We start from the raw sequence: 25,068 nt of genomic DNA on the forward strand, positions 1-25,068 counted from the left end.
TTACCGTGCTCAGCGTGTCGCGCGTTGTTCCAGCGCCGGTTGCGGAGGCTGGTCGGGCTGGTCGGGTTGGTCCGCTTCGTCCGCGAGCCAGCCATAGCCCTTGCGCTCCAGTTCCAGTGCAAGCTCACGCGTGCCCGACTTCACGATGCGGCCGCGAGAAAGCACATGCACGTAGTCGGGCACGACGTAGTCGAGTAGCCGCTGATAGTGCGTCACGAGCACCATGGCACGATCCGGACTACGCAGCGCGTTGACGCCGCGTGCCACGAGCTGGAGCGCGTCGATGTCGAGGCCCGAATCGGTCTCGTCCAGAATCGCGAGCCTGGGCTCCAGCACCGCCATCTGGAGCATTTCGTTGCGCTTCTTCTCGCCGCCCGAAAAACCCTCGTTGACGGCGCGATACAGCAGGCTTTCGTCCATCTGCATCAGCGCCATCTTCGCCTTGACGATCTGAAGGAATTCCATCGCATCGAGTTCGGGCTCGCCGCGATGCCGGCGCTGCGCGTTCAACGCAGCCTTGAGCAGATACACGTTGCTCACACCCGGAATTTCCACCGGATACTGAAACGCGAGAAAGAGCCCTTCGCGTGCGCGTTCTTCGGGCGCAAGCGCAAGCAGATCGTGGCCGGCGTATTGCACCTCGCCGCCCGTCACCACGTACTGCTCCCGCCCCGCCAGCACATGAGCGAGCGTGCTCTTGCCCGAACCGTTCGGGCCCATGATGGCGTGCACTTCGCCTGCCTTCACCTGCAGATCGAGACCACGCAGAATCGGCTTGCCTTCCACTTCAACGCTGAGATTGCTGATGTCGAGCATGATGTTTTCCATTCCATTTAACCGACGCTGCCTTCCAGGCTTACGCCGAGCAGCTTCTGCGCTTCCACGGCGAATTCCATCGGCAGTTCCTTGAACACTTCCTTGCAAAAGCCGTTGACGATCATCGACACGGCATCTTCAGCCGACAAACCCCGCTGCCGGCAGTAGAAGAGCTGGTCTTCGCCGATGCGCGACGTCGATGCCTCGTGCTCCACCTTCGCCGTGGGGTTCTTCACCTCGATGTAGGGAAACGTGTGCGCGGCACAGCGATCGCCCAGCAGCAGCGAGTCGCACTGCGTGTAGTTGCGCGCGTTCTCCGCCGCACGGCCCACCTTCACAAGTCCGCGATACGCGTTCTTGCCGCGCCCCGCGGAGATGCCTTTCGAGACGATCGTGCTGCGCGTGTTGCGGCCCAGGTGAATCATCTTCGTACCCGTATCGGCCTGCTGATAATGGTTGGTCAGCGCCACTGAATAGAACTCGCCCACCGAGTTGTCCCCACGCAGGATCACGCTCGGGTACTTCCACGTAATGGCCGAACCCGTTTCAACCTGTGTCCACGAAATCTTCGCGTTGGCCTCGCGACAGTCGCCGCGCTTCGTCACGAAGTTGTAGATGCCGCCGCGTCCGTTCTCGTCGCCCGGGTACCAGTTCTGCACCGTCGAATAGCGAATCTGCGCGCCTTCCAGCGCCACCAGTTCCACTACCGCGGCATGCAGCTGGTTCTCGTCGCGCATGGGCGCCGTGCAGCCTTCCAGGTAGCTCACATACGAACCCTTGTCCGCAATGATCAGCGTGCGCTCGAATTGCCCCGTATTGCGCGCGTTGATGCGGAAGTACGTGGAGAGCTCCATCGGGCAACGCACGCCGGGCGGGATGTAGCAGAACGAGCCGTCGCTGAACACCGCCGAATTCAAGGCGGCGAAGAAGTTGTCCGTGTGCGGCACCACGGTTCCCAGGTACTTGCGCACCAGATCCGGATGTTCCTGTACAGCCTCGGAAAACGAACAGAACACGATGCCCAGTTCACCGAGCTTCTTGCGAAACGTGGTGGCAACGGAAACGCTGTCGAACACGGCATCCACGGCCACGCCCGCGAGAATTTCGCGCTCCGCGAGCGGCACGCCGAGCTTCTCGTACGTACGCAGCAATTCCGGGTCCACCTCGTCGAGGCTCTTGGGCCGGTCTTTCGATGCCGCTCCGCCCACAGGCGCCGAGTAATACGCGATGTCCTGATAGTCGATGGGTGCGTGCTGCACCGTTGCCCAGTGCGGCTCGGTCATGGTGAGCCAATGCCGATAGGCCGCAAGGCGCCATTCGAGCATGAACGCGGGCTCGTTCTTGCGGGCCGAAATCAGGCGAATTACGTCTTCGGAAAGACCTCGCGGCAGCGTGTCGGACTGCACGTCGGTGACGAAGCCGTGCTCGTATTCGCGCCGGATCAGATCGTCGATTCTCGTGGTGACGGTACTCATGCCTGTTCTCCGCTCGGTTCTTGCTGCGCTATTTCTGCTGTGTCCGGGCCGCTGCCTTGCGCGGCGCTCCTGCCGCGATACGGGCCGTGCGTGAAGTCACGACTGGCGCGACTGGCGCGACGGACGGCGACTTCGGCACGCTGCGCGCGCGAATCGCGCTGATATCCACGGCACGCAACGCAGGGCCGGCCATATCGGCGAGCGACACCTGCCGCAGCGCCTCGAATATCACGCGATTGATGCGTTGCCAGTTCGCACGCGCCCCGCACATGGCCTCCTGCTCGCACTGCCCCGGCATGGCGCTGCATTCCGTCATGCCGAACGGGCCATCCACGGCGGTGATGATGTCCGCAAGCGTGATGCGCTGTGCCGCGTACGGCAGCAAATAGCCACCGCTTACGCCGCGCAGCGAAATCGCCATGCCGCCGCGCGCCAGAATCTTCATGACCTTCGATACGGTGGGCGCCGGAATGCCGCTCGCGGCAGCGAGACTGGCGGCGCTCTGTATCGTGTCCGGGTCGCGCGCCATCACGGTCATCATGACGGTGGCGTAGTCCGCCAGCTTGCTCATTCGCAGCATTGAAATGCCTCCGCAAACACGTGCACAAACACGTAAGAATTCGGACTAAATCAGTCCTGATTAAAGGGTTATTGATCCGCGCGGTAAAGCGGAATAGCCCCTACGTCATGGTGGAATTGATGCGTGCGGGCGCATAGCGACATGCGCCGCGACAACGGAATTCATTCTAGACCCGTATGCAAAACCCTGTTACATGCATGGGTCTTGCCACGGTGGGCGCGAGTCGCGAAAACGTGCGGAGGCTTAGTCCGGCCTGTCAGTCAGAATCTGCACGTTAATGGTGTGGTTCTTCCAGTAGATGTTCTGGACGCGTTCCTGGAGCAGGCGCAGCGCCTCGTGCGACAGATCGCCGAACGTGATGAGCGCAGACGGCATGTTGCCCGAGCCGCTGAGACGTTCTATCGCAGTGAAAGGGGGAAAGCCGTAGCGTTGCAGGAATTCGGAGATTTCCTCGTCCGGCACGCTGTCTTCGACGTTACTGAGCAGGATTTCGGCCATGATGTGTCCCTCTTGTACGCCCGGCGCTCGCGGTGTTGCGCAAGCGTGTGGTGGAAGTGTGCGGTCATGATGGACGGCACGGACCGTGCAGTCAATTGCGTGCGCCTTCGTGGCTGATTTGTGCGTTCGCCGGTGCGTCGACTTGTCGCGCGAAGGGCGGCTCTTCACGTCGCGCGATTGCGCGCCCCGCGGCGCGAAGCGGCAACACGGCGGTCAAGACGTGCAGTGCTAGACTCGACGTCCCACCGGCCGAAGCCACGGAGCCACGGAGGAGACCTCATGCAAGCGCTCAATCCCTATTTGCTGTTCGACGGCAACTGTGCGCAGGCGCTGCGCTTCTACCAGCACACGCTGGGCGGCGAACTCGAGGCGATGATGACCTACGCCGACGCGCCCGATACCGCCGACTGCGAGAACTTCGCGCCCGGCACGAGCGAGCGCATCATGCATGCGCGCCTCGTGCTGCACGGCGGCGCCGTTCTGATGGCGTCGGACTGCCCTGTCGGTTATCCCTACGACGGCATGAAGGGTTTTCATCTCTCGCTCACGTACGCCACCGTCGCGCAAGCCCAGCACGTGTTCGCGGCGCTCGCAGAAAACGGCAACGCGATCATGCCACTGCAAAAGACGTTCTGGGCCGAAGTGTTCGGCATGGTGGTGGATCGATTCGGCGCGCCGTGGATGATCGCGGGCGACGTCGTACAAGGCTAGCCAGGAGCCCAACGAATGACGCATAACATCGAAGACCGCAAGCGGTGGCTCGCACTGCTCGTACTCTGCCTCGGCGTGCTGATGATCGTGCTGGACAGCACCATCGTGAACGTGGCGCTGCCTTCCATCGCTGCGGACCTGGGCTTCACCGAGACCTCGCTCGTGTGGGTGGTGAACGCCTACATGCTCACGTTCGGCGGGTTCCTGCTGCTAGGCGGCAGGCTGGGCGACCTCTACGGACACCGCCGGCTCTTTCTCGGCGGCATCACGTTGTTCACGCTCGCGTCGCTTGCGTGCGGCATCGCAAACTCCCAGACGATGCTGGTCTGCGCGCGCGCGGTGCAGGGACTGGGCGGCGCGGTGGTCTCCGCGGTATCGCTCTCGCTCATCATGAATCTTTTCACCGAGCCAGGCGAGCGCGCAAAAGCGATGGGCGTATATGGCTTCGTGTGCGCGGGTGGCGGCAGCATCGGCGTGCTGCTCGGTGGTCTGCTCACGAACGTACTCAGTTGGCACTGGATCTTTCTGGTGAATCTGCCCATCGGTATCGCCGTCTATGCGCTGTGTCTCACGTTGATTCCCGCAGGTCGCGGGCACGCGCATGGCGAGCGCCTGGACGTGAGTGGCGCGGTGACGGTGACGGCTGCGTTGATGCTTGCCGTCTACGCCATCGTCAACGGCAACGAAGCGGGCTGGACTTCGACGCAGACGCTCGGCCTGCTCGGCGCCGCCGTGGTGCTGCTTGCGGCGTTTCTCGTCATCGAGTCGCGCGTGCAGCATCCGCTCATGCCGCTCGGCCTGTTCCGGCTGCGCAGCATCGCGGTGGCCAATGTGGTGGGCGTGATGTGGGCCGCGGCCATGTTCGCGTGGTTCTTCATTTCGGCGCTGTATCTGCAGCGCGTGCTCAACTACCGCCCGCTCGGCGTGGGCCTTGCGTTCCTGCCGGCCAATCTCATCATGGGCGGCTTTTCGCTGGGGCTTTCCGCGCGCATCGTGATGCGCTTCGGCATTCGCGCCCCGCTCGCGGCAGGGTTGCTGCTGGCCGCCGCGGGTTTGCTGCTGTTCGCCCGCGCGCCTGCAGACGGCCACTTCGTCATGGACGTGCTGCCCGGCATGATGCTGCTCGGCTTCGGCGCCGGCATCGCGTTCAACCCCGTGCTGCTCGCCGCCATGAGCGAAGTGAAGCCCACCGAATCGGGCCTTGCGTCCGGCATGGTGAATACCGCATTCATGATGGGAGGCGCATTGGGACTCGCGATACTCGCGAGCCTGGCGGCCGCGCGCACGTCGTCGCTTGCGCAAGCGGGTGCCGACACTACGACAGCGCTGAACGGCGGCTATCACGTTGCGTTCATGTTCGGCGGCGCGCTGGCCGCGGCGGCAGCGCTGATCGGCGCCACGCTGCTCAAGCGCACCATGCAGCCGCCCACGCACGACGACGCGCAAGCGTCGCATCAGCATTCCGAAGCGGGAAGTGAAGCACCGAACGCGTGACGGGCTGCATCGGTGAGGCTCGCGTAGAACCCGCAACCTGTCACATCACCGCGCAAGCGCCGGCCTCAACTGCGTCGTCGCTTGCGCTTCCCGTCCTGCCTCAAGGCTGCGCGTTCGTGTAGTCCGGATTCAGATGAATCCTGTCGCGGATGTTCGCGATGGAGCCGATCCCCTGCGGGTGATCGATCACATCGTCGGCGTCTTCCACCGAAACCCAGCCCACGACTGCCGAATTCGGAATGTGGGTCACGTTGACCTCGCCGCCCGTTTCGTCGGTGTTCTTGTAGCCGTTTTCCATGGTGATGCCGGCCATGTCGTAGGCATGTTCGTTGGGCGGAAGCCGGCGCGTGTCGACGATATAGACGTACCCGTCGCGCTGGCCGCTGTTGCAGTAGGGCAGTGCATGTTCGATCTGCTTCGCGGTGGACACGCCCGACTGCCCCGTGGCGCCCTTGCCCGCAGCAAGGCCCTGCGCTTCGAGTCGGTTGGCGGGCACGTTCAGGTCATTGCGGCTGCGAAACCCGCCGTCGGTTCTGATCTGCTGCGGCGTGCGCGAATCGCCGCGGAAAACCAGGCCTTGAAACTCGAAGAGCCGGTTCTGATCGGCGAGCAGATCGGAGCGGCCGGTCTCCACAACCGTCCCCACTGGCCGGCCGCCTGTGACGAACCGATGCAGGTCGTCGCGCGTGTGGATCGTGGTGTCGGCAGGCGGCTGCGTCCGGGTGCTCGATACGGTGCTCGCCGACGAGGACGAGGATGACGACGACGACGAAGCAGAAGTCGAGCGGCTCAACATGGAACTGCTGGCGGTACTCGCCGCCGGCGACATACCCAGGTCCGCGAAAACACTCCGCGTGAAAGCGCCCTCTTCCTCCAGCGCGGGCATTGGCACCTCAGGCGCCTTCGGCGATACGCGGGTTCTGAGCCGCTCCGCGTCGCCGCCGTGCAGCGCGAACGTGCGGCCCGTTTGCCCGTCGTAGCAGAGCACGGCCGCCACCGGCGCGCGAGGATTGTCGCGGCCCGCGCCCACGCGTTCGGCCTGCCCCTGTCCCGACGCATTCACGATCTTCACCGTCGCGCCCGGCTTGCCGAACACCTGCCCCGCAATGCGCACAATCGCGTCGCGATGCTGCGTGACGTCGACGTGCGTGCCGGGCTGCGCCTGCGTGACCTCTGCGATCACGCGGCGCCGTGCGTCCATCACCTTGCGCTGCATCGCGCTGGACGACGAATCGGTCTTGCCCGACATGTGCTGATACAGCGCGTGCAGCATGGAATCGAGACCCGGCGTGCCGGCGTTGTCGATCACGTTGATGCCCGCGCCCTCCAGGTTGTGCCGCCACGTGAGCGGCTCGCGCGCGTCGGCTTCGTGTTGCGGCATGTGGTCCACCGCCTGCGATGCCGCGTCGCGCCCGCCCTGGTCGAGCATCTGTGTGGAAAAGCGGCGCCGCAGGTTCTCGCCGAAGAGGTGACCCTCCAGCCACGTCGCCGCATCTTTCTTGCCCATGCCTTGCAGCTGCGAGATTTCCGTTTCGCTGAAGCGAAAATCGCGCAGCATGTTGCGCGCGGCGATGGCACGGTCGCCGCCGCCGAACAGGTCGGCAGTGAAAAGCCGCGTGGCAAACGACGGATTGTCGCGTGCGAAACGCTGTTGCAGATCGCGCGCGATGTCTTGCGCAGGCTGGCCTTCGTAGCGTGCCTTGTTCTCGAGACCCATGTCCACCATCGCGGTGCCTGACGAAAGCTGGTGCGCGAGCGTATCGATGCCCGCGGCCGGGTTGTACGAAACGTCGTCGACAAGGTGCTTCTTCAGCGCCTCGAACGTGGCGTCCGGCTCGGACATGTGATTGATTGCAGCAAGCGTGCCGTTTCCGCTCGCCGCAGCTTCGTTGGCAATGAAGTGCAGCGCGTTCTGCTGGTGCCCATCCGTACCCAGCCCCGCGCTTTCTTCGGACAGCACGCGCAGCGCGATCAGCACGTTTGCCTCCGGGTTCTTTTCCGCGAGAAACGCGCGCGCCTCGGCGCCCTTGCCGTCGCGCTCCAGCGTCTGCACTTTGCGGATATCGCCGTCGCTGAGCTTGAGTTCGTCGCGCAGGAACTGCTGCGGATGACGCAAGCGGCTCGTCTGCGCCCCGCCCGCCACGATGCGTTCATGCACCTGCGGCAACGCGCGCAGCAAAGCCTCTTCGCGCATCGCGGCGTTCACGGGTTTCGCGTTCTGCGAGTTGATTTCGCCCACCACGCCGCGCCGCCCCGCATAGGCGAGATAGAACGGGCTCAGCACCGCGCGCGTCGCGCTGATGCCCGCGGCAGCGCCAGGGTTCACCGCGAGTTCGGCCACGCCCGCAGCCGCATTGACCACGCCGTAGCCCACCTGAATCTTCGCGTGGCGCTTTTCTTCCTTGAGCGTGCTGAGCGTGTTGTCCTGATGCGCGAGGATGTGCGCGCGCATCGTATCGACGGGTGCGGGTTGCAGATGCGTGCGGCCCGTTTGCAACGGCAGCACCTTCTGGTTGTAGCGCACCTTCATTGCGTCGAGGCGGTCCAGACTCGCGCCACCCGCGAACTGCTTGATGAGCGCGGCGCGAATGTCGGAGCGCTGATGCTTCGTGGTGGGCAGCGTGGCGTCGCTCTTCCAGAAGCGCCACGAGCCGAAATGCAGCGTGGATTGCAGACGCGTCTTCTCCTCGGGCGGCAGCGCGTTGTAGCGCGCAACGAACGCGGCCTGCTGCCCCGATGCCGCGATCGCCTTCAGCGTATTCGGGCTGAACTGGCTCGCATCGATGCCGGCGTCTTGCATGGTTCGCTGAAGCGCGGCCACGTCGGGCGATGTCTTCGCGCCCAACGCCTCGTTGCGCACGGTCTTGAGTTCATCGAAAAGCGCGGCCGTGCGGCCCGGCCGCACTTCTTTGGAGATGAACGCGTCGATCACTTCTTCGCGCGCGGCGCGGCGCATGCTGGCCGTGTTCAGGTTCGTGGTGCGCCCCATGTTGAGCACTTTCATCGCAATCTGCTCGCCGGGAAAGTGCAGCACTTTCGCGAGGCGCTGCTGGCCGATCGCGCCCAGCGCCGCGAAGTTATCGACGAAGCGTTGCACCTCGGCATCGCTGCGCGTGCGCAGAATCGAATAGACGTTGGGACTGAGATGCCCTGACGCAAAGGCGTCGTCCAGCCTGCGCATGGCTTCGCTTTGCGAGTCCGTGCGCGCACTGGGCGGATTGAGCACCGACGAGCGCAGTGCCTGCGTGCGGTCCACGCCGCGGTCCACCTTCGCGCTTTGCAGCGCGCCCGTTGCGAGATACATGGCGCCCGACGGAATGGCGAGCGCGCCGTCTGCCGTTACGGAGGCCGCCTTGTCGCCGTACATCGAGTGGCCCGGGTGCGCCGCCGTATAGATGCGCCCCGCCAGCCCCGCGGACCCCAAGCCGACGTCGCGAATCGCGCCGGGCGTGGCGCGCGCCAGATTGCCGCGCGCCTGGTTGAGCGCCGTGGACGCGTCGCGTCCCTCCACGCTGCCGGGCGTTTCGGACTTCGCCTTCTTGCTGGCGTCTGCGAGCTTGAACGCCTTGTTGCCGAAGCCCACCGCGGTGGCCGCGACGTCGAGCGCCGAAGGCAGCATGCCGATACCGTTCGCCGCCGCGGATGCCGCCGAGGTGGCGTGATTTGCGCCGCTGAACGTGCTGGCAAGCCCCGAGCCCGCGCCGATCGCGTTGCTCGCCGCCCATAGCTCGTAGCCGGCGGCGGCCGTGGGCGCGAGCACGGGGTCGGTCTTGGCAAGGCCGTTGCGCGTGGCATCCACCGCTTTGCCGCCCACTCGCTTTGCGCCGTTTGCCAGCGCGCCGAGCGTCGAGTGATTGGCCGCCGTGGTGGGCTGCGTGGCCGGCGTGGGTTGGGGAGTGGGTTGGGCGTTCGCGTTCCGGCCATTCACGGGCGCGTTGCCCGTCGTGTGGCCAGCGTTTGCGTCATCGGTGACAGTCGGGTTGTGATGACCCGTGGAACCGGTGATGGGCGTCGACATTGCTCGCTCTCCTGCAAGGCGAGGTCCGGCGCAGGCCGGACCAGCGGGCGCCCGAAACGGCGCCTGACCTTGCAGTACAGCGCAACGGAAAAGACAAACTACTGCGGGGCCGGAACTTGCGTCGCGTCACGCGAAGCTGGCAGGGAATCTGGCCCGCGCTCGCTCATCAGAACATCTGCCGCAGACCCACTGCCGCGCCGACGTTGTTGGTGCGGCCGATGCGATCCACATTGCCGGTGGCCGGATTGGTCACGCCCGGGTAGTCGGCGGCGAAGGCGCCGGTGCCCCGTGCGAAGTCCACCGTGCCATACACTTCGGTGCGCTTCGAGAGCGAGTATTCGGCCAGCATCGTGGCCGAGTAGTTGACGCCCGAGCCCAGCGTGCCGTCCAGGCGTTCGGCATTGCGCGCGTGACCGTAATAGCCGGCCACGGTGATCAGCAGCGGCGGCGTGGCGCGCCAGTTGGCGCCAACGTAAAACGTGTCGTCGATGCGGTTCGGGCTGTGGCCGTTCAGCGTGGGCGCGCCCGCTTGCTGCATGTTGGCGTCCGTCGTGCCGGTCTTGTCCTGACCGTGCAGCCAGCCGGCGAGGAGCCGCACCGTGGAGGTGATCTGATACGCGCTGCTCACGTGCAGGAAGTTGACCTTCGCGCCATTGATCGCGCTGCCATTCGCCGACGACACCGAAGACTGCTGGAAGCCTGCGTTGAGCGACGCGGGGCCGTGCGCATACGTCAATTCGACGCCATACGTGCTGTCGAGGCCCATTGCACCGGCGTGATTGCCGAAGCCATAGATAGCGTCGACGGAGAGGCCGTTGTACGAGGCCGCGTACTTCACCGAGTTCGGCACGGTCAGGTAGTTGCCGATGCCGTTGTACGCCCAGCTGTCTTGCCAGTAGTCGCCCACCGTCATCGGGTCGAAGATGTCGCCCATGGTGTCGTAGAGCGGCGCGTACTGATTACCGAACGTGAGCGCGCCGTAGCGCTTGCTCGACAGACCCACGTAGGCTTGCCGGCTGAACAGCGTGTTCGCCACGTGCAGCCTTCCGTCGCCCAGTTCGAAGCCGTTCTCGAGACGGAAGATGGCCGACAGGCCGCCGCCCAGGTCTTCGGTGCCGCGCAGTCCCCAACGGCTGTGAGTTTCGGGGCCAACCGTCATGCCGATCAGATCTTTGCCATCGGGACCAGCATTGGTCTGATAGCGAATGGCCGTATCGACGAGGCCGTACAACGTGACAGAACTTTGTGCAAACGCCGACGACGCGGCCACCGTGAACAGCGTACCGACACCCGCTGAAATAGCGATTTTCTTCATAAGTTTGATCCCCTAAGCAACTGATTTTCTTCGCGGCTCAACAGCTTGTACATTTGCCGACTGATACCACGGCCGCGAGCATAGTCGGCCAATTCGACGGGTCATATTGCTGGATCCGGATGGGACCTTTGCAGAATCGGCGAGAATCGCGTCACGATGCCGCACGGGCCGCTCCGGTCGGTACGCGGGCCGATGGGTGGTCCGATGGATGGGCCAGCCGGTCCGAACCAACGTGTGGGCAAAAACCGACAAACCGAGGTGGACGATGACGACGCGATACGTGGCGCTGCTGCGCGCCGTGAATGTCGGCGGTACCGGCAAGCTGCCGATGTCCGACTTGCGGGCGATCTGCGAATCCGTTGGCTTGACCAACGTGCGCACCTACATTGCGAGCGGCAACGTGGTGTTCGAAAGCCGGCTCGCGGAAGCGACGGTGAAGGCGCGGATAGAAAGCGGGCTGCAAGCTTATGCCGGCAAGCCGGTGGGTGTGCTGATCCGCACCGGCCCGGAACTGATGGCCGTGCTGGCCGGGAACCCGTTCAAAGCGGCCGCCCCGAACCGGACCGTGGCCATCTTCCTCGATGCCCCGCCGGCCGCGGACGCGCTGTCACGGGTAACCGGTCAGCAGGACGAAGAGATCGCGCTCGGCACGCGCGAGATCTTCGTGCACTACGGCAGCGGCATGGCACGCTCGAAGCTGAAAATTCCGGCTGCGAGCGCAGGAACGGCGCGCAACATGAACACGATAGAAACACTGGCGACGTGGGCGACCGAATAGCTCGCGACGTCGCCCATGTCTTGCGCGATGCCGCCGCTCAACCCTCGCGGAACAGGAAGCTGTAGGCATTGAGCGCCGGCACGCCGCCCAGGTGCGCGTAAAGCACCTTCGACCCTGCCGGGAATTCGCCGTTTCGCACGCGCTCGATCATGCCGTGCATCGATTTGCCCTCGTAGACAGGGTCGGTCAGCATGCCTTCCATGCGCGCGCACAGCCGGATCGCCTCCAGCGTGCCTTCGTTCGGCAGCCCGTATTCGGGACCGCCGAAGCGCTCGTCGAGCACCACGTCGCGTTCGGTGATGTCGCGGCCCAGGTCCACGGCTTCAGCCGTTTGCTTCGCGATACGCGTGATCTGTTCGCGCGTTTTCTCGGGCTTCGCCGAAGCGTCGATGCCAATCACGCGGTCCGCGCGGCCGTCCGCTGCGAAGCCCACGACCATGCCCGCCTGCGTGCTGCCCGTTACCGAACACACCACCACGTAGTCGAACTTGAAGCCCAGTTCGGCTTCCTGCTGACGTACTTCCTCGGCAAAGCCTACGAAACCGAGCCCGCCTAGCGGATGGTCCGAGCAGCCCGCGGGAATCGCGTAAGGCTTGCCGCCCGCGGCGCGCACGCTCTCCAGCGCGTCTTCCCAACTGCGCCGAAAGCCGATGTCGAAGCCGTCCGGCACGAGCCGCACGTCGGCGCCCATGATGCGCGACATCTGGATGTTGCCGACGCGGTCATACACGGCGTCGTAGTAGTTCACCCAGTTTTCCTGCACGAGCACGCACTTCATGCCCAGATGCGCGGCGACCGCCGCCACCTGGCGCGTCTGGTTCGACTGGATGCCGCCGATGGAAACGAGCGTGTCGCAGCCCTGCGCCAGCGCTTCGGGAATCAGATATTCGAGCTTGCGGGTCTTGTTGCCCCCGAACGCAAGGCCGCTGTTGCAGTCTTCGCGCTTGGCGTACAGCTCGACCTTGCCGCCCAGATGGTCGGATAGCCGCTTGAGCGGCTGGATCGGCGTGGGGCCGAACGTGAGCGGATAGCGGGGGAAGCGCTTGAGGTTCATCGCGAGGCTCCAATGCGTAAGCGAGTGATGACGAGTGAGGAAGGGGATGCGTGTGACGCAGAGGCGGTTGCGCCAACGCCGGCACAGAGCGTTCATCTTAGAAAAGCCGCGCGGAAATGAGCTTGCGAAAAAAATAACGTTGCCCTACTTTGCACAGCGTAGTGGGCAACTTTGCTTAACGAAATTGCACGGGAGTCTTTATGCCGACAACGAAATTGCGCGCCTCTTCGTCGCGCCGCACGGCCACCATGCGCCGCCGGACCACCGCCGCCACTGCCGTGCCACGCGGCGCAGACACCGCGGCGCCCGCGGTCGAACTCGATCGCATCGACCGCGCCATCCTGCGCGTGTTGCAGCGCGATGCGTCCATCTCCAACGTGAGCCTCGCGGCCACCGTGAACCTCAGCGCGCCGGCCTGCCTGCGCCGCGTGGAGCGGCTCAAGGCGGCGGGGCTCATTCGCGGCGTCGTGGCGCTGCTGGACCCGAAAGCGCTGGGCGCGGGCATGCTGGTGGTGATCGGCGTGGTGCTGGACCGTTCCACGCCCGAGTCGTTCGCGGACTTCGAGAAGGCCGCCCAAAAAGTGGCCGGCTGCATGGAGTGCCACGTGGTCACCGGCGAATTCGACTATTTCATGCTGGTGCGCACGAAAGACAGCGACAGCTTCAACCGCCTCCACGCCGAACAACTGCTTTACCTGCCCGGCGTGCGCCAGATACGCACGTTCATGGTGTTGAAGGAAATTCTTTCCACCACCGCGTTCCCCATCCAGGGCCTGAAATAGGTTGTCTATTGCCCACTGTTCACTGGATCGGCACGCGGTATGCGGCCCTATGCTCGATTCATGCAGTCTGCTGGAATACCGGCGCAGCGCCAGGTGTTAACGAGGCATGGCAAACGCGCAAGCAACCTTGTCGCGCGGCCACGTCAGCCACGCAAGGCAAACTGAGCAGACCCTATAAGCCAATTACAGGCGTGTGCACGACACGTAGACGCCCAAGGGAGCCGGTTCATGGACATTCTCGAACTCGCACGAAAAGCCGGCATGCAAGTGCTGCTCGATGCGCAGATCGGACAACAGAGCTACCACAGCGTGTGTGGCTCGCTCACGGCGCTGCAGCGTTTCGCCGATGCGGTGTGCGCAGCGAAGACGGAACAAGCGACGGTGCAGAGCAACGGCGCCGTTGCGACGTCCCAGTCCTCTGCTGCAACAGCGGACAGCACGGACGCCGCGCCGCCGCACCCAATGCGCTGAATCGCGCAAGGGCCGCGCAGTCACGCACGGCCCGTCGGTCCTTCGACTTTCACGCGGGCCGATAAACCACGATCGTGAAAGGCTTGTCTTCCTGCGCTTCGAAGCGCCTGATCTGTTCGATCTGATGCGCGTTCACCACGCTCCCCCTCGTCATCAGCAGTACGCCGCGGCCGGTGCGCAGGTCGTCGGCAAGCCGCATACCCTCGCGTAACTGTCCGCTCTGAATCTGCTCCAGCGGGTCGCCGCCCGCCTGCTTCGCCCGTTCCTCCAGCACCGAGAAGAAACGCTCCACCACGAGCGGGTCGTAACGCAGCCCGGACTGCGAGCGGATCATCGCCGCGGCCTTTTGCGGCGTGACGTGGTCTTTCACGAGGCCGCCGCTGCACAGACCCTCGAAGTCGCGGGCCAACGCCAGAATGCGCGCACCCGTCACGATGTCTTCGCCAATCAGGCCATCCGGCACGCCGCGGCCGTTGTACCGCTCGTACTGCTGCCGGATGATCTGCGCGACGTGCGCGAGCTGCGTCACGGGCGTGAGCACCATCTGCGCCCGCAGCGGGTGCTGATAGAAGAGTTGCAGTTCTTCCGGCGAAAGGCGGTCCAGCGACTTGCGCAGCAGTTCGTCGGGCAGCGCGAGTTTGCCGATGCCGTGCAGCAGGCCGGCGTAGAACACGTCCTGTGCCTGCAAGCCGCTCATGCCCAGCGCAAGCGCGATCTGCTTCGCGAGATCGGCCACGCGCGTGGACTGTCCCGCCACGGCGCCGCAGCGCAGCTCGATCATGTTCGCGCACACCTGCACCATGGTCGCGAAGTTGTTCTTCAGGTCGTGCTGCGCGTCTTCGAGAAAGAGCACCGTCTGCCGAATTTCCTCGGTTCGCGCGTGAACCTGTACTTCCAGTTCCGTATTGAATTCGCGCAGCGCCTCGTTCTGCTGCCGCGTGAGTTCCGTGAGCCGTGCGGCCTCGCGCTGCAACGCGCGCTGCTCGACGGCGTTACGCAGCGTCAGCAATAGTTCCTGGTCGTCCCAAGGCTTGTTGAGATAGTGATACACGCCGCCTTCGTTGATGGCATGCACCGCGGAGTCCAGTTCGGAATATCCCGTGAGCAGGATGCGCACAGTGTCGGGATACAGCGCCTTCACGGCAGCGAGAAACTCGGCGCCGTTCATGTTTGGCATGCGCATGTCGGATACCACGACGTCCACTTCCACGGACGCAAGCAGTTCCAGCGCCGCGGCGGCGCTCTCGGCGGTGAACACTCGGTAGCCCGTGGGCCGCAACAGCCGGCGCAGCGCGGAGAGCACGCCGGGCTCGTCGTCCACGAGCAGCACGCAAGGCGTGTTGTCGTCGACGAGAACCGCCTCTACGCGGGCGGCGTCCGTGCCTGCGCCCGCTTCTTCAGTGGCTGCAGGCTGCGCGGCCACCAAAGGCCCCGCCACGGAAGATGCCGAAACGTCGTGCACGTTGTCTTCATACGCCGTCATGAGCGCCCCCATCGTGGTCTTGTTCTCCGAGTCTCTTCACAGCGCCGCAAGAAACTGTTCGAGCGCGGACTTCATCTTCTGGATGGCCGCATCGGGCAACAGCATCACGAGCTTCGCCACAAAGCCGCCGCGTTCCAGCGTGAAATGCACTTCGAGCAGGAGCGCCACGTCCCAGCGGCCCAGGTGCTGTTCGCCGAGCGCGCGCACGAGTCCATCGGGCAGCACGAACGTGGGCCGCGAAAACGACAGCCTCCGGCCCAGTTGCTCGAACACGCTGCACACGCACGCGCCCACCAGCAGGCTCGCAATGTCGGCCAGCACTTCGCTCTCTATATCGCTCGACACGTCCTCGTAGCCCATCAGCTCCTTGAGTTCGCGGCGGCCGTCGCGCCCGAACAGCACGATGGCCTCGCCCGAAATGTCGGACTGAAACGACTGACGCACGGGCGGCGGCACGTCTTTCGCCTGTTCCGCGGCAATCAGCTCGGCGCGCAACTGGTCTGCGCTCACCAGCTTGATGTCGGGGACCGACAGCGTAACGAACGCCCCCAGCAACTCCGCCAGCGCGGCACCGGCCTTGCCCATGCCGATGTTGGAGATTTCCTGGAGCGCGTCGCGGTGCTCTTCGTTGAGAAACAGTTCATTCATAGAGCCCGTACCCCCTCAAAATCGGCACGATGCGATCGGTCGAAACCGGCTTCGGCACGAAACCGATCGCACCCAGCGCCTTCACGCGCTCCACCGCGCCGGACTGAATGTCGGCGGATACCACGATGACGAACGTGTCCATGCCTTCGTGGCGAATGCTTTCGAGCACCGTGAAGCCATCCATGACGGGCATGGTCAAGTCCAGAAAAATCACGGCGCCCTTGCCGGCGCGGTACAGGTCCAGCGCTTCGGCGCCGTTGGACGCCTGCGCGATTTCCACGTCCCAGTCGTCGGGCAAGGACTTGATCAACAACTTGCGAGCGAGCATCGAATCGTCCGCAACGATTACGGGTAAAGCCATACCACCTCCTCATCAGCCTGTTGCCGGCAACGCGGCGTCCGCCGCGCCGTCCACCGGCAGCGCAACGCGGAACGTGGTGCCCACGCCGCGTTCGCTTGTTACCGTGATCCGTCCGTGATGCGCGTTCACGATGCCGTAGCTCACCGAGAGCCCGAGCCCCGTGCCCGTGCCAACGGGCTTGGTCGTGAAGAACGGATCGAAAATGCGCTTCAGGTTCTCCGGTGCGATTCCGCAGCCGGCGTCCTCAATTTCGAACCACACGAAAGGCACGCCGCGCCCCTCATTCGCTTCGTAGCCGGTGCGAATAGTGATCGTGCCGCGCCGGCCTTCGCGGCGCGCACCATCGCCATGCAGCCCCGCGTACGATTGCGCAGCGTTCACCACCAGATTCAGCACCACCTGATTGATCTGCGACGGAATGCAATGCACCTGCGGCACCTCGCCGTACTCGCGCACGAGTTCGGCCAGATACTTGACCTCGTTGTGCACGATGTTCAGCGTGGATTCGATGCAGCGGTGAATGTCCACCCATTCCCACTGATGCGCACTGTCCACGCGCGAAAAATCGCGCAGATCCACCACGATGTCGCGCACGCGCGCGAGCCCGTCCTTCGATTCCGCCACCAGCGCCGGCGCGTCGTCGCGCACGTAGCCCAGGTCCGCCTGCTTTTCGAGCGCAGCCACGGCGGACTTCAAACCGGCGTCGCCGCTGCGCGCCACCGCCGCGCCCACGTCTTCCACGTAACGCGTCAACGTGGCGAGGTAGCCCGAGAGCGTGTTCAGGTTCGAGAGCACGAACCCCACGGGGTTGTTGATCTCGTGCGCGATGCCCGCGGCAAGCTGACCGATGGCCGCGAGCTTCTCGGACTGCAGCAACTGCTGATGCGCCTGCGCCAGCTCGTCGTTCAGCGCCGAAAGCTGCGCGTTGCGTTGCGTCAGTTCCGCAAGCATGTTCGTCGCCATCTTTTCGCGCTCCTGCAACTCGCCATACGCCATGCAGATGTCCGTTGCATCCACGATGGTCACGCCCACGGCGATTACGGCTCCGCTTCCGTCGTCGATGGGAACGAAGCTGCAGTTCTGGCGCATGGCGTCGATCGTTCCCGTAATGGGACGCGAATGCTCGAAGCGAAACAGATACGGCCGGTGCTCCCACGACGAAAACATCGACACGCCCAGCGCGAACACGCTTTCCACTTTCTTCGTGAGCCAGCGGCGCGGCAGGTCGGGGAACAGCGCAAAGAGGTCCTGCCCCAGCACGTCGTCGCAAAGCCGTCCGCTGTGGTACTCCATGAAGCGGTTCCACGAAAGCACGCGCATGTCGCGATCCACCGAGAACACGCCGCAGTTGACGAGTTCGACAATGGCTTCCGACAACTGCGTTCTGGTGACGTCCGGCATGGCGAGAACAGCGCGTTGGCAAACAGGCTGCCTGCTCTAACGGAAGGCTGAGGCGGAACCTGCGCACGCACGATAACGTGATCGACATCTGCGTTAACGGCCGCCGTTCCGTATACAGAATGCGGGGAATCCCTGTGATGCGATGGTGGAGGGGAGCGCGATGAGTAGATCGAAATGAAATGCGGCCCTTTTTGGGCCGCCTCCATGCGTTGTGCACTGCAGGCAGACAGCGCAGGCTACTTGCCGAGTTCGTGTCCGATGATGCCGCCTGCCACCGCGCCGCCTACCGTACCTACGGTGCTGCCGTGCGTCGCCTCGTGGCCCACGTAGCCGCCGGCGGCCGCGCCGCCCAGCGTGCATCCCGAAAGCGGCGCAGCCAGCAACGCCGCGGCCCAGACGCTGACGAAAAGAAGTCGTTTCATGGTCTTGTCCCTGAATTGAAACGGATGTCTCTTATTCAGCAAACGACGTGCCGTTCTATCGTTTTTGATGGTTCGCGACATGGGCGTGAAGCTTGCTCACGGGGTGGCGCCCATTGCGTTCACGCCATGAAGCCAAGGAGAACAACGTATGCGCAAACGTTTCACATCGGTTCATGGTGATTCGACGCTCGCAATGCACGTCGTCATGCGTGCTTTCGGCGTGGTGCTGGCCGCACTGCTCGCCGCATGCAGCACGTTGGGCCATGACGGTGGCGCTGTTTCCGCTGGCACGCCCGATCGAGGCGTAGCCACGGCGCCCGTGCGCTATGCGTTGCCGCCAATGGGCTGGAACTCGTGGAACGCGTTCTCGTGCCGCGTCGACGAAAAGACGATCCGCGCGGTGGCCGACGCGATGGCGTCCAACGGCATGGCCGCGGCGGGGTACCGCTACGTCACCGTGGACGACTGCTGGGTAGGCGGCCGCGATCCGAAGACCGGCAAGCTCTATGCGGATGCGCACGCGTTCCCAGGCGGCATCGCCGCCCTCGCGCGCTACGTCCATAGCAAGGGCCTGAAATTCGGGCTGTACACGTCGGGCAACGTGAGCACGTGCGCGGGCATGACCACCGACCGGCATCCCCCAGGCTGGCCGCAAGGCGCGAAGGCGGGAAGCCTCGGGCACGAGCGCGTCGATGCCCAGACCTTCGCGGATTGGGGTGTCGACTACATCAAGCTCGACCTCTGCGGCGGCCAGCTCAGCACGTTCGCCGCCATGCGGGCGGGCATCGCCGCAACGGGGCGGCCCATGTATCTGAGCATCAATCCGTACAGCTACAACCGCACGCTGCGCACGCGGTTCGCCGACGACGGCGCGTTCTACGCGCCCGCCTACGCGGACACGTCGCGCATTTCGCAGGACATCACGGAACGGTTTGCGTCGGTGGAGTCGATTGTCGATATCGCCGCTGCCGACGTGGCGTGGGCCGTGCCAGGCTATTTCAACGATCTCGACATGCTCGAAGTGGGCCACACGCTGAGCGCCGATCAGGACGCGGCGCACTTCATCATGTGGGCCATCATGTCGAGCCCGCTGAACGCGGGCAACGACGTACGCACGCAAAGCGACGCCACGCGCGCGTTGCTCACGAACCCCGGTGTCATCGCCGTGAATCAGGACGCGCTCGCCCTGCCTGCTGTGCTCGATCAAGCCGACAGCACCGGCGCCGTGCAGGTCTGGACGAAACCGCTCGTGCAAAGCGGCACGCGCGCGGTGTCGCTCTTCAACCGCGGCGCGTCGCCCGTACAGGCGGCCGTGCGATTCGCGGGTATCGGTCTGAATGAGCCGCAAAAGGCGTGGGATCTGCTGACAGGCACGCCGCTGACGATCACAAACGGCGGCGTAAGCGTCACGGTGCCGGCCACGGGCGCGCGACTCATCCGGCTCGATGGACGCGATCCCGTTGCCGTGACGGGGCCGCTCGCCGCGCAGCCGTGGATCTGGATGGCCACGCGCGCAGGCGCGGCGGCGAATGCGCCGGATAGCGAGGTTGGCGTGAAGGTATGGCCGCCTGCCACGGCGCGGCGCCATCTTCCTGCGGGCGCGCGGCCCGCCGCCGCGATTGAGGCGGGCGGCGTGGCGTATCGCGACGGCATCGCCGTCAGCGTCCCCGCCCAGATCGTCTACCGGCTCGGCCGGCAGTGCCGCTCGTTTCAGAGCGACATCGGACTCGACAGCCATGCGCCCGCCACGAGCCGCGCAACGTTCCAGGTCTGGGCCGACAACGTGCTGCTCTACGACAGCGGTCCGCTTACCGCTGCCACGCCGCCGAAGACGGTGCGCGTCGACATCTCCGGGCGCGATACGTTGCGGCTCGTGGTCACGTCGCGCTCGGGCGGACAGGCCGGCGATCGGGCAGCGTGGGCGGATCCCTCGGTGGTGTGTACGAACGACTCGGTGGGCGGGCCGTAGCGAAACGCGTCTCGGCGCGTCTTGCGTCTACGTCTTGTGTCTGCGTCTTGCGCCTGGCCATCCGCCACGAGGCAAGCTCCATTACGCCACCCAACCAGCCACACCGATAGAAACCCTCGCGCGCGGATACAATTCCGGCTTGGTTTGCCGGCTGTCCCTTCCATCACCATTCGAACCCATCCATGCGCCCTGCTTCCCGGGAGTTTCTGCTCGGCCCGCTGCTCAAAGGTGTCTCGCGTTCCTTCTACCTCACGCTGCGCGTGTTGCCGGCAGGCATGCGCGATCCCGTCGGGCTCGCGTATCTGCTGGCGCGAGCTGCCGACACGATTGCCGACACCTCGCTGATTCCACCCGAGCAACGGCTTGCGCTGCTGCTCGCGCTGCGCGCCCACGTGAACGGCACGAGCGACGGTGCGCAGGAGAGCGAAGCCGCGTTCACGCAACGACTCGCCACTGAAGTGGGCGCGCAGCAAACCCAGTCCGACGAAAAGACGCTGCTCGAATCCGTGGCCCCCGCGCTTGCCGTGCTCAGGCAACTGGACGAAACGGACCGTGCCGCCGTGCGCGACATCGTCACGACGCTCACGCAAGGCATGGAATTCGATCTGCGCACGTTCCCGGACGAACGCTCCGGGCAGATCGCCGCGCTCGGCGAGCCGGACGCACTGGACCACTACACCTACCTCGTCGCCGGTTGCGTGGGCGAGTTCTGGACGCGCATGACGTACGCGCATCTGCCCGGCGTGCTCAAGGGCGAGCGCACGGCCACGCTGCAACGCGGCGTGCGCTTCGGCAAGGCCCTGCAGATGACCAACGTGCTGCGCGATTGCGGCAAAGACCTGCGCATTGGCCGCTGTTATCTGCCGGCGTCGATGCTGGCGCGCCATGGCCTGACGCCGCAAGAGCTGTTGCTGCCCGATGCCTCGCGGCGCGCGCGGCCGCTCATGCTCGAACTGGTCGGCACAACGCTGGACCTGTACCGCGACGCCATCGAATACACACTCGCCATTCCCGCGTTTCAGCTGCGGCTGCGCCTTGCCTGCCTGTGGCCCATTCTCATCGGTCTCGAAACGCTGCTGCTGCTCGTGAGCAACGACGCGTGGCTCGACCCGGCGAAGGTCTCGAAAATTCCGCGCAGCCAGGTGTATGGCATCGTGACGCGCTCCACGCTCGTGGCGCCCTCGAACACGATGCTGCGCACGTGGACGGGCCGGCTCATCCGCCGCATCGAGGCGCGGTCATTGCCTGCCAGGTAATCGAAGCAGGTGATCGAAGCAGGTAATCGAATCGCGGCGGCGCGCTCGCCATGATAGAAAACTGCGCGCCGATGCATGGCCCGCGCTCGCGTCACTGGCGTCACACGCGCCTCGCGCTCTGCAAGGTATAGTGCGCGAGCTACGTTGCCAGCTATCAGGTGCCAGGCACCAGGAGCCTTCATGTCCGCTTCCGAATACGCCGTCTACGATGCCGCCCAGCCCTACTTCGATCTGGTTCGACGCGCGCTTGGCGACCTGGTCGACGGCCAGCATTTCTTCGACATCGTCGCGCACGACATCGTCTATGAGGTGCTTTACGACTTTCCCGGCTGGCCTCGCATCATTGAAGGACGCGCCGATTTGATGACGCGGTTCAGGGCCTACAGCGACAACGTCGCGCTTCATTGCGCCGACGAACTCGTCGTACACAAGACCCATGACAACCGCGTGGTCGTGCTCGAATACGAAGTGCACGGCACGATTCTCGCGACCGGCGTCGCATACGACAACCGGTTCTGCTCGATCGCTACGATCGAAAACCGCAAGATCGCGCACTGGCGCGATTACATGGACTCCCTCGCGGCATGGAACGCGTTCACGACGCGTGCCCGCGAAACACCGGGCGCTTAGACTGGCCCAGCCAGCCTTGCCCGAGCGGGCCTGAGGCCGTCCCCCAAAAAATTTTTTGGCCCGATGTCACACGGGCCGTCGTCCATCTCGTCATGTCAGGGAACCCCCACGAAAGGAGATGGAACCATGACTGCCAGACTCGACCCGTTCGCCGCCGCCCCCGCGCTGATGAAGTCCTGGATGAGCACCTCGCTCGCCGCAGCCGGCAGCCTTGAGCCCGGCCTCGTCGCACTTGTCGAGGTGCGCGCCTCGCAGATCAACGGCTGCGCGAACTGCCTTAACATGCACACGGCCGATGCCCGCGAGCGAGGCGAGACCGAACAACGCCTCTACCTGCTGTCGGCCTGGCGCGAGGCGCCCTGCTACAGCGACCGCGAACGCGCAGCGCTCGGCTGGACCGAGGCGCTCACGCGGCTCTCCGAAGGTCCGGCGCTCGAACACGCGCGCGCGGCGCTCAACGAACACTTTAGCGAGGAGGAACAGGTGAAGCTCACGGTCATGATCAACGTGATCAACGGCTGGAACCGCCTCGCAGTCGGCTTCGGCCTGTGGGTCGATCCAGCGGCGGCGAAGGCCCGTGCGCGAGCGGTGGCGGGATGACAGGCCACGACGCGACCGACGCCGCAGCAGACTTCGACCCGCTGCGGCACACGCTGATCCGCGTGGCGTACCGCATGCTGGGTTCGGTCGCGGACGCCGAGGACATCGTGCAGGACGCGTTCATCCGCTGGATGCACGTGGACCGCAGCGAGGTACGCGTGCCCGAAGCATTCCTGCGCCGCATGGTGACGCGCATGTGCCTCGATCAGTTGAAGTCTGCGCGGCACCAGCGCGAAACGTACATCGGCCCGTGGCTGCCCGAGCCTGTCGTGGAAGACGACGAGCAGGAGGACGTCACGTTGCCGCTGATGCTCGCGCTGGAGCGCCTCTCGCCGCTCGAACGCGCGGCGTTCCTGCTGCACGATGTATTCGGTCTCGATTTCGACGAGGTGGCAGGCACGATTCAGCGCGAGCCCGCCGCGTGCCGCCAGCTCGCGGCCCGGGCTCGCGCGCACGTGCGCGAAGCGCGGCCGCGCTTTCGCGTGGAAAAAGCGCGTGGGCTCGAAATTGCCGAAGCTTTTTTCGCCGCCTCGCGCAGTGGCGACATGAGCGCCCTGGGCGCCATGCTCGCCGCGGACGTGAGCATCCACGCGGACGGCGGCGGCAAGCGGCCCGCGGCGGGCAAACCCGTGCTCGGCTTCGACAAGGTGATGAAGGTGCACATGCATCTGGCCGACCTGTTCCGAAAGCATGGCTCGACGCTCGTGCGCACGGGCTTCATCAACGGGCTGCCCGGTTTCGTCACGCTGGAAGCCGACGGCGAATTGCAGACCACGGCACTCGAAATCGAAGACGGCAAGGTGGTGGCCATTTACGTGGTGCGCAATCCGGACAAGCTGCGGCATTTGCATTAGGACCATCAAGCTTCTGCCCGGGACGAAACCTCGCTCGTCCCGTTCTCACTGCGCTGCGATATCATCGGACGCGCTCGCGTCCGGCCTCCTCGTCGTTCGTCAACGCCAGCGTAGAACCCAGGCGCGCCCTGCCGATCGGCGCCGGGCCTCTCCAGAGTTGCATCTTCGAGTCATGTCACTGCATGCCGGGCAACGACTGCGCTTGTCCGGCCGGGAGCCGAAATTGAACTTGAGCGCATTCTATTCAGCCTTCTTTCCCACCCTCTGGGCCGCCTGGCTCGCGACCTGGTTCGCGCTGGCGCGCAACGTCAAGGCGAACGTCCGACGCCAGGCCGCGCTGCCGCGTTTGGCCAACGTGGCGCTGCTGTTCGTCGCGGCCGCACTGTTGACCGCACGGCACGTGGGGGTGCCGGCGCTCATGGCGCGCTTCCTGCCGGCGTCGCAGTGGCAGGCGTGGTGGATAGTGGGCGCGGTGCTGACCGTGGCCGGGTTGCTGTTCACCGTGTGGGCGCGGGTCTACCTGGGACGCAACTGGAGCGGCGTGGTCACCGTCAAGGCCGATCACGAACTCATCACGGGCGGCCCGTACCGGCTGGTTCGCCATCCCATCTATACCGGCCTCGCGCTGGCGTTTGCCGGCACCGGACTCGCCATCGGCCAATGGCGCGCGGTGCTGGCCTTCGCCCTGGTCCTGATCGCGATCGTGCACCGCATCATCGTGGAAGAACGCTTCATGCGCGAGCAGTTCGGCACCGCGTATGACGAGTACGCGCGGCGGGTGAAGGCGCTGGTGCCGGGGGTGGTTTGAGGCGTGGGGGTGGCGGCAGTTCATGCCGCCTGTCTCAAGGCATCCCCCCCAACGAAGGCGAAATCGTGCTGCCGCGATCCGGAGATAGATGCGGGAGCGCCGCAACACACATACCCACCACCAGATAAGGCAGGCACACAGGATGCTCGCGCCCATGCGACGCAACGTCATATCGCTCTGCCCACCATGCCGCCACCGAATCGTCTTTGCCGGGTCTGCCTGCTGATGACGTGCATCGCGCTCGTGAGCGGCGCCCGCAGCGGCGAACTGCCACAACAGCAGCAGCAATCGTGGCAGCTGCGCACAGTACTTTCGTTCGCGCGCTCGGCGTCGCTCGTGCTCGGTGCGTCGCTGCACGGCGACGTACCCGACTTCTACGTGCACAACGCATTGCGCACGCTGTCACGCAACATCGCCACAACGGCCGACGACATCCAGACGTCGTTTCATCACGGTGATCCGCAAGCGGTCCAAGTGAGCGCGCGGGCCACGCAAATCATCCGCTCGCTGGCCGAGGCCGATGCCGCCGTCACAGCACACGACCGTAGTGGCATCGCGCGTGCAAAAGCGATGCTCGACGACGCCAGCGCGCGACCCGCCGCGGCACGCGGCCTCTAGCCGGTCTCTCGACCTTCCGGTACAGC

General features: G+C 64.9%; 24 protein-coding genes. 12 read left to right on the plus strand and 12 right to left on the minus strand.

Annotated elements, in window-relative coordinates; all coding sequences use genetic code 11:
• Positions 1–9: 9 nt before the first annotated feature.
• The 4 genes from sufC to PKKP23_RS00825 form a co-directional block, all read right to left on the minus strand.
• On the minus strand, positions 10–816 hold the full coding sequence (sufC, locus tag PKKP23_RS00810; RefSeq protein WP_126875429.1) for a Fe-S cluster assembly ATPase SufC: 807 nt from the start codon (positions 814–816) through the stop codon (positions 10–12).
• Positions 817–833: 17 nt separating this feature from the next.
• A complete protein-coding gene (sufB, locus tag PKKP23_RS00815) occupies positions 834–2,291 on the minus strand; it encodes a Fe-S cluster assembly protein SufB (RefSeq protein WP_126875430.1) in 1,458 nt (485 codons plus the stop codon).
• A gap of 28 nt (positions 2,292–2,319) precedes the next feature.
• Entirely contained in the window at positions 2,320–2,871 is a 552-nt protein-coding gene (locus PKKP23_RS00820) for an SUF system Fe-S cluster assembly regulator (protein ID WP_126875431.1), read from the minus strand.
• Between the two features lie 243 nt (positions 2,872–3,114).
• Positions 3,115–3,369, minus strand: coding sequence for a hypothetical protein (locus tag PKKP23_RS00825; protein ID WP_017774005.1), 255 nt, complete (start codon positions 3,367–3,369; stop codon positions 3,115–3,117).
• A gap of 279 nt (positions 3,370–3,648) precedes the next feature.
• On the opposite strand from PKKP23_RS00825, the gene PKKP23_RS00830 reads away from it, so the two are divergent.
• Together PKKP23_RS00830 and PKKP23_RS00835 are read left to right on the plus strand one after the other, a co-directional pair.
• A complete protein-coding gene (locus tag PKKP23_RS00830) occupies positions 3,649–4,080 on the plus strand; it encodes a VOC family protein (RefSeq protein WP_126875432.1) in 432 nt (143 codons plus the stop codon).
• 15 nt (positions 4,081–4,095) lie between these two features.
• Positions 4,096–5,574: a DHA2 family efflux MFS transporter permease subunit gene (locus PKKP23_RS00835; RefSeq protein ID WP_126875433.1), complete on the plus strand. Its 1,479-nt coding sequence runs from the start codon at positions 4,096–4,098 to the stop codon at positions 5,572–5,574.
• Positions 5,575–5,674: 100 nt separating this feature from the next.
• Here the strand turns inward: PKKP23_RS00835 and PKKP23_RS00840 are convergent, their stop codons facing one another.
• Together PKKP23_RS00840 and PKKP23_RS00845 are read right to left on the minus strand one after the other, a co-directional pair.
• On the minus strand, positions 5,675–9,592 hold the full coding sequence (locus PKKP23_RS00840) for an enterotoxin A family protein (RefSeq protein ID WP_126875434.1): 3,918 nt from the start codon (positions 9,590–9,592) through the stop codon (positions 5,675–5,677).
• 166 nt (positions 9,593–9,758) lie between these two features.
• Positions 9,759–10,907, minus strand: a complete 1,149-nt coding sequence (locus tag PKKP23_RS00845) for a porin (protein ID WP_126875435.1) — start codon at positions 10,905–10,907, stop codon at positions 9,759–9,761.
• Between the two features lie 265 nt (positions 10,908–11,172).
• Between PKKP23_RS00845 and PKKP23_RS00850 the strand changes: the two genes are divergently transcribed.
• Positions 11,173–11,685: a DUF1697 domain-containing protein gene (locus PKKP23_RS00850; protein WP_017774011.1), complete on the plus strand. Its 513-nt coding sequence runs from the start codon at positions 11,173–11,175 to the stop codon at positions 11,683–11,685.
• 37 nt (positions 11,686–11,722) lie between these two features.
• Here PKKP23_RS00850 and PKKP23_RS00855 read toward each other — a convergent pair whose 3' ends face one another.
• Entirely contained in the window at positions 11,723–12,739 is a 1,017-nt protein-coding gene (locus PKKP23_RS00855; protein WP_017774012.1) for a 1-aminocyclopropane-1-carboxylate deaminase, read from the minus strand.
• A gap of 248 nt (positions 12,740–12,987) precedes the next feature.
• Here PKKP23_RS00855 and PKKP23_RS00860 point away from each other — a divergent pair, with 248 nt between their 5' ends.
• Both PKKP23_RS00860 and PKKP23_RS33955 read left to right on the plus strand, forming a co-directional pair.
• The gene (locus PKKP23_RS00860; RefSeq protein WP_126875621.1) at positions 12,988–13,521 is read left to right on the plus strand and encodes an Lrp/AsnC family transcriptional regulator; all 534 of its coding nucleotides are present in this window, start codon (positions 12,988–12,990) and stop codon (positions 13,519–13,521) included.
• A 228-nt stretch (positions 13,522–13,749) separates the two neighbouring features.
• The gene (locus PKKP23_RS33955; RefSeq protein WP_126875436.1) at positions 13,750–13,992 is read left to right on the plus strand and encodes a hypothetical protein; all 243 of its coding nucleotides are present in this window, start codon (positions 13,750–13,752) and stop codon (positions 13,990–13,992) included.
• A gap of 49 nt (positions 13,993–14,041) precedes the next feature.
• Here PKKP23_RS33955 and nosR read toward each other — a convergent pair whose 3' ends face one another.
• From nosR to PKKP23_RS00890, 5 genes are all read right to left on the minus strand, one after another.
• Positions 14,042–15,475, minus strand: coding sequence for a response regulator c-di-GMP phosphodiesterase, NosR family (gene nosR, locus PKKP23_RS00870; protein WP_240658668.1), 1,434 nt, complete (start codon positions 15,473–15,475; stop codon positions 14,042–14,044).
• 36 nt (positions 15,476–15,511) lie between these two features.
• The gene (locus tag PKKP23_RS00875; protein ID WP_017774016.1) at positions 15,512–16,123 is read right to left on the minus strand and encodes a chemotaxis protein CheC; all 612 of its coding nucleotides are present in this window, start codon (positions 16,121–16,123) and stop codon (positions 15,512–15,514) included.
• Positions 16,116–16,484, minus strand: a complete 369-nt coding sequence (locus PKKP23_RS00880; RefSeq protein WP_017774017.1) for a response regulator — start codon at positions 16,482–16,484, stop codon at positions 16,116–16,118. Before PKKP23_RS00880 ends, PKKP23_RS00875 begins: the two co-directional genes overlap by 8 nt.
• A gap of 12 nt (positions 16,485–16,496) precedes the next feature.
• Positions 16,497–17,885, minus strand: a complete 1,389-nt coding sequence (locus PKKP23_RS00885) for an ATP-binding protein (RefSeq protein WP_126875438.1) — start codon at positions 17,883–17,885, stop codon at positions 16,497–16,499.
• A gap of 236 nt (positions 17,886–18,121) precedes the next feature.
• Positions 18,122–18,307 (minus strand): glycine zipper 2TM domain-containing protein, encoded by a 186-nt coding sequence (locus PKKP23_RS00890; protein WP_026121287.1) that lies wholly within the window; start codon positions 18,305–18,307, stop codon positions 18,122–18,124.
• Positions 18,308–18,455: 148 nt separating this feature from the next.
• Between PKKP23_RS00890 and PKKP23_RS00895 the strand changes: the two genes are divergently transcribed.
• The 7 genes from PKKP23_RS00895 (at position 18,456) to PKKP23_RS00925 (ending at position 25,042) form a co-directional block, all read left to right on the plus strand.
• The gene (locus tag PKKP23_RS00895; RefSeq protein ID WP_126875439.1) at positions 18,456–20,276 is read left to right on the plus strand and encodes an NPCBM/NEW2 domain-containing protein; all 1,821 of its coding nucleotides are present in this window, start codon (positions 18,456–18,458) and stop codon (positions 20,274–20,276) included.
• A gap of 182 nt (positions 20,277–20,458) precedes the next feature.
• Positions 20,459–21,532, plus strand: a complete 1,074-nt coding sequence (locus PKKP23_RS00900; protein WP_126875440.1) for a phytoene/squalene synthase family protein — start codon at positions 20,459–20,461, stop codon at positions 21,530–21,532.
• Positions 21,533–21,712: 180 nt separating this feature from the next.
• Positions 21,713–22,162, plus strand: coding sequence for a nuclear transport factor 2 family protein (locus tag PKKP23_RS00905; protein ID WP_126875441.1), 450 nt, complete (start codon positions 21,713–21,715; stop codon positions 22,160–22,162).
• A gap of 126 nt (positions 22,163–22,288) precedes the next feature.
• Entirely contained in the window at positions 22,289–22,762 is a 474-nt protein-coding gene (locus tag PKKP23_RS00910; RefSeq protein ID WP_126875442.1) for a carboxymuconolactone decarboxylase family protein, read from the plus strand.
• Positions 22,759–23,616 carry a sigma-70 family RNA polymerase sigma factor gene (locus PKKP23_RS00915; protein WP_017774024.1) on the plus strand — a complete coding sequence of 286 codons (858 nt, stop codon included), beginning with the start codon at positions 22,759–22,761 and terminating at the stop codon, positions 23,614–23,616. The genes PKKP23_RS00910 and PKKP23_RS00915 overlap by 4 nt, the downstream gene beginning before the upstream one ends.
• A gap of 229 nt (positions 23,617–23,845) precedes the next feature.
• On the plus strand, positions 23,846–24,424 hold the full coding sequence (locus tag PKKP23_RS00920) for a methyltransferase family protein (RefSeq protein ID WP_205702989.1): 579 nt from the start codon (positions 23,846–23,848) through the stop codon (positions 24,422–24,424).
• Positions 24,425–24,610: 186 nt separating this feature from the next.
• Positions 24,611–25,042: a hypothetical protein gene (locus PKKP23_RS00925; RefSeq protein ID WP_126875444.1), complete on the plus strand. Its 432-nt coding sequence runs from the start codon at positions 24,611–24,613 to the stop codon at positions 25,040–25,042.
• The last annotated feature ends 26 nt before the right edge of the window (positions 25,043–25,068 follow it).

The organism is Paraburkholderia kururiensis JCM 10599 = LMG 19447 (assembly GCF_003986935.1).
Classification (GTDB): domain Bacteria; phylum Pseudomonadota; class Gammaproteobacteria; order Burkholderiales; family Burkholderiaceae; genus Paraburkholderia; species Paraburkholderia kururiensis.